Source organism: Arthrobacter sp. Soil764 (genome assembly GCF_001428075.1).
GTDB lineage: Bacteria > Actinomycetota > Actinomycetes > Actinomycetales > Micrococcaceae > Arthrobacter.
Genome location: NZ_LMSI01000017.1, coordinates 1 through 4,545, shown reverse-complemented (window position 1 = coordinate 4,545; position 4,545 = coordinate 1). Strand labels below are relative to the sequence as shown.

General features: G+C 66.5%; 2 protein-coding genes. Both read left to right on the top strand.

Annotated features, from left to right (window positions below; all coding sequences use genetic code 11):
- Window positions 1-144 precede the first annotated feature (144 nt).
- Window positions 145-1,152 carry a LacI family DNA-binding transcriptional regulator gene (locus ASG86_RS09720; protein WP_056333199.1) on the top strand — a complete coding sequence of 336 codons (1,008 nt, stop codon included), beginning with the start codon at window positions 145-147 and terminating at the stop codon, window positions 1,150-1,152.
- Window positions 1,153-1,246: 94 nt separating this feature from the next.
- The gene (locus ASG86_RS09715) at window positions 1,247-4,279 is read left to right on the top strand and encodes a glycoside hydrolase family 2 TIM barrel-domain containing protein (protein WP_082566742.1); all 3,033 of its coding nucleotides are present in this window, start codon (window positions 1,247-1,249) and stop codon (window positions 4,277-4,279) included.
- Window positions 4,280-4,545: the final 266 nt, after the last annotated feature.

Below are 4,545 nucleotides of genomic sequence, written 5' to 3'. Positions count from 1 at the left end.
CAGCGCCGATGGTACTGCACCCGGGAGGGTGTGGGAGAGTAGGTCACCGCCGGACACACATTAGGTCGAGGCCCCAACCACACGGTTGGGGCCTCCCACATTTAACAAAGCACCTAGATTTAACACCGCCTAGACTTACGGTTTATGACCCCCCGAACCCCAAGCCCCAGGGGCCGGCGCGCCACCATCCTGGATGTGGCTGCCGCTGCAGGCGTGTCACGCCAGACCGTTACCCGGGCCATGAATGACATGCCAGGCATCAGTGCCGGGACGCGGGAGCGGGTCCAGAAGCTCGCTGCCGAGATGGGTTACAGCCCCAGTAGATTCGCGAAAGGCCTTGTCCAGGGTGCACGGATCTCTGTGGGCCTCGCCATCCCGGACCTGACCAACCCCTACTTTCCGGCCTTTGCGTCGAGTGTTGTGGAGGCTGCCACGGAGCGGGGCTGGAATGTTGTGGTGGATGACTACGGGCACGGAACCGGCAGCGCGGTGGACGCTGCAGCCCGGCTTGCGCCCCAGGTTGATGCGCTGATCGGATACCTTGTACCCCACCCGGATGAGGCGCAGGCGCTGATGGGCCGGCGCCCCGTCGTCGCACTGGACTCCCCGGACGCCGGCACCGCCGGCGGCATCTCCTTTGACTACCACCACGCGGCGCGGCTCGCCCTCACCCATCTTCTTTCCCGAGGGTGCCGCAGCATTGTCTTCCTGGACTCGGACCAGGGTGGTCCATCCGACAGCCGGGGCGCCGCTGCAGCTGCTGTGGCTACGGAGGCAGGGATCCACCTTGCCCGCTTCCAGGCGCACCCGTCCGCGGCGGCGGCGAAGTCGGCTGTGGCTCTCCTCTTCGCCGGGAATGAACGTCCTGATGGCATTCTGGCCTTCAATGACCTGATGGCAGCCGGCGCGTTGAAGGCATTGCAGGAGTTGGGCATCCCAGTCCCCGGCGACTGTGCCGTCATCGGCATGGACGGAATACCGCTCGGAGAGCTCCTTACGCCTGAGCTGAGCACCCTTTCGCTGGACCTGCGCGCAGTGGGCCGCGCCGCCGTCGGCCTCCTGGATGGTTTGCTCACGGACGCCATTCAGGACCGCAGCCCCGAGGCCCACCTGACCCTGCGGCACCAGCTGATCCTCAGGCAATCCGCCTGACCCCTACCCAAACCGGGAGTCAGCGCCTAGGCTTTAAAGCTAGCGCGTGAACGTTCACGCAGCTCCTCAAATAGTCTCCCCGCTAGGAAAATCCATGCCAGCCCACACCCCCGCCGCAACTGGCGGCCCCCAGTCCGCTCCGGCCGCCACAAATTCCTTCCGCAGCCTCGATCTCGCCGCGGCCGATGCCGCGGAGCTGGCCTCCCTCGGTCCCGGCCGGGGAGCACTTCCGGCACGGGCGTACCTGGACTCAGATGCACCCCGGCTCTCACTCAACGGGGAATGGCAGTTCCGCCTGAGCCCGGGAATCCGGACGGCCCCCAACGACGGGTGGCAGGACGGCAGGGACCTCTCGGGCTTCACCCCCCTGCCGGTTCCGTCCAGCTGGAACATGCATGGGCACGGCTCGCCGGCCTACACCAACGTCCAGTTCCCGTTCGCGGTGGAACCGCCATATGCTCCGGACGCCAATCCCATCGGGGACCACCTGGTGACCTTTGACGCCGGCCGGGAGTTCTTCCCGCGGGCCCTGCTGCGCTTCGATGGAATCGACTCGGCCGGGACCGTCTGGCTGAACGGAGTAGAGCTCGGGACCACCCGCGGGAGCCGGCTGGCCCACGAATTCGACGTCTCCGGCATCCTGGTGGAGGGAGCCAATACACTGGCCGTGCGGGTGGCTCAGTTCTCTGCCGCGAGCTATGTAGAGGACCAGGACATGTGGTGGCTGCCGGGCATCTTCCGGGACGCCACTCTGCAGGCCCGGCCGGAGGACGGGATCGATGATGTCTTCGCCCACGCCGGCTATGACCCCGCAACGGGCGAAGGCACGCTCCGTGTGGAGGTGAGCCGGGCGGGGAAGGCGATTGACGCCGTCGTACGCGTCCCGGACCTTGGCCTTGAACTGCCTGCGGGCGTGGAACACCATATCCCCGCCGTGGAGCCATGGTCTGCCGAGATCCCGCGACTCTACAACGCGACGGTGAGTACCCCCGGTGAGACGGTTGCCCTGCAGCTGGGTTTCCGCAGCATCGTCATCGAGGACGCCCAGTTCAAGGTCAATGGCCGCCGGATCCTGCTCCGGGGAGTGAACCGCCACGAGCACCATCCCAGGCTGGGCCGTGTGGTGCCGCGGGACGTGGTGGAGGCGGAGCTGCGCCTGATGAAGCAGCACAACATCAATGCCATCCGGACATCGCACTACCCGCCGCACCCGGAATTCCTGGCACTGGCAGACCGGCTGGGCTTCTACGTGGTCCTTGAATGCGACCTCGAGACGCACGGTTTCCACAGTGCCGGCTGGGCACAGAACCCCAGCGATGATCCGCAGTGGGAAGAGGCCCTGCTGGACCGGATGCGGCGCACCGTTGAGCGCGACAAGAACCATCCATCGGTGATCATGTGGTCCCTGGGCAACGAGGCCGGCACCGGCCGGAACCTTGCGGCGATGTCGCGCTGGACCAAGGACCGTGACCCCTCCCGCCCCATCCACTACGAGGGCGACTGGTCCTCACCGGACGTGGACGTCTACTCCCGGATGTATGCCAGCCAGGCCGAGACGGCGCTCATCGGGCAGGGCATTGAGCCGCCGCTCGAGGACGCGGAACTGGATGCGCGGCGCCGTGCCATGCCGTTCGTCCTGTGCGAATACGTCCACGCGATGGGGAACGGCCCGGGCGGCATGAGCGAGTACCAGGACCTCTTCGACAAGTATCCGCGTCTCATGGGCGGCTTCGTCTGGGAGTGGCTGGAGCACGGGATCCTTGTTCCCTCGCCGGGCGGCGGCGAGCACTTCGCCTACGGCGGGGACTTTGGCGAGGAAGTCCACGACGGCAACTTCGTCACGGACGGGCTGGTGGACGCCAACCGGAAACCCCGCCCCGGGCTGTTGGATTTCAAGAAGGTTATCGAGCCGCTGCGCATCGACATTTCGCCGTCATGGGACAGTTTCACCCTTCGGAACGGGCAGGACTTCGCGGATACCTCTGCCTTCCGCTTTCAGTACAAGGTGGAGGACGACGGCGGCACGCGGCTGGAGGGAACGGTGGCGCTTGCGCCGCTGGCGGCGCAGTCCACGGCAGCAGTGGAGCTGCCGGCGGAGGTTGCCGGGTACGTAGCGGGGCTGCCGCAGGACCGGACCGCGGTGCTCACCGTTAGCGCTGTGCTGGCCACGGACACCGGCTGGGCGGCTGCCGGCCACGAGGTTTCCTGGGGGCAGGCTGTCAGGTTCGCTTCTCCAGGCGCGGGAGTGCAGGCTGAGGACCTGGTGGAGGCCGGGGATGACGAACTCCGGCTGGGGACCGCGGTGTTCAACCGGGCCACCGGGATGCCAACGTCCATTGGCGGGCTTTCCGTGGAAAAGTTCGGCCTGATCCTCTGGTGGCCCCCGACCGACAACGACCTTGGCCGGGAGTGGGGAGGCCCGGACGAACGGCCCCTTGCAACCCAGTGGAAGGATGCAGGACTCGACCGGCTGCACCCCCGGCTGCTGGACATCCGCGCGGAGTCTTCTCCCGACGGCGGCGAGCACCTCCGCGTCAGCACGCGCCTGGGTGCCGCCGACAAACAGTTCGGTCTGCTGGTGGACTATGTGTGGACCAGCAGCTCCGGCTCCCTCGCGCTTCGGACACAGGTCAGGCCGGTGGGGGAATGGGTCAACGCGGGCTTCGAGGTGGAATGGGCGCGGATCGGACTGGAGTTGGTGCTGGACTCACAGACCACCAATGTGAAGTGGTTCGGGCAGGGACCGCATCAGAGCTACCCGGATACGGGCCAGGGTGCGCGTACGGGGTGGTTTGAGCTTCCCCTCGGCGGACTGGATGTCGAGTACGTCCGTCCCCAGGAGTCGGGAGCCCGGTCCGGCGTACGGTCCGCTGTCCTCCAGACCGCCGGCAGGGAACTGCACATTTCCGGCGAGCCCTTTGCCCTGACGGTAAGGCCCTACAGCTTGCAGGCTCTGAATGCCGCCACACACAGGCCGGATCTGGTGCCTGACGGGCGGAGCTACATCTATGTGGACCATGCCATGAGGGGTGTTGGCACCGCGGCATGTGGGCCCGGCGTTCTGGAACCGTACCGGCTCAAGCCCCGGCAGGCCGACTTCGAAGTTGTCCTCAGCGTGCTGGGGTAGCCTCATTTGCCCCCTTGTCAGATGTGAGCCACTCCATAGAAGCGGCAAACCTGCCCTGGCAGGGGGAGATGCCCCGATGCAAGCCCCAAGAACCGCGGATTTCCGGGGTTTTTGGGGGTGCGGGTGCCTTGTGGGGGTCGATTTGCGGTTGGGTGTGGGGGCGGGTATTGTTTTCTGAGTCGCCGCCGCTGAAGCGGAAAGATAGCGGCCAAACCCCTTACCGAACAGCCTGAAAATGGTTCGCCTCTTGGCGTGCCGGACGTGGG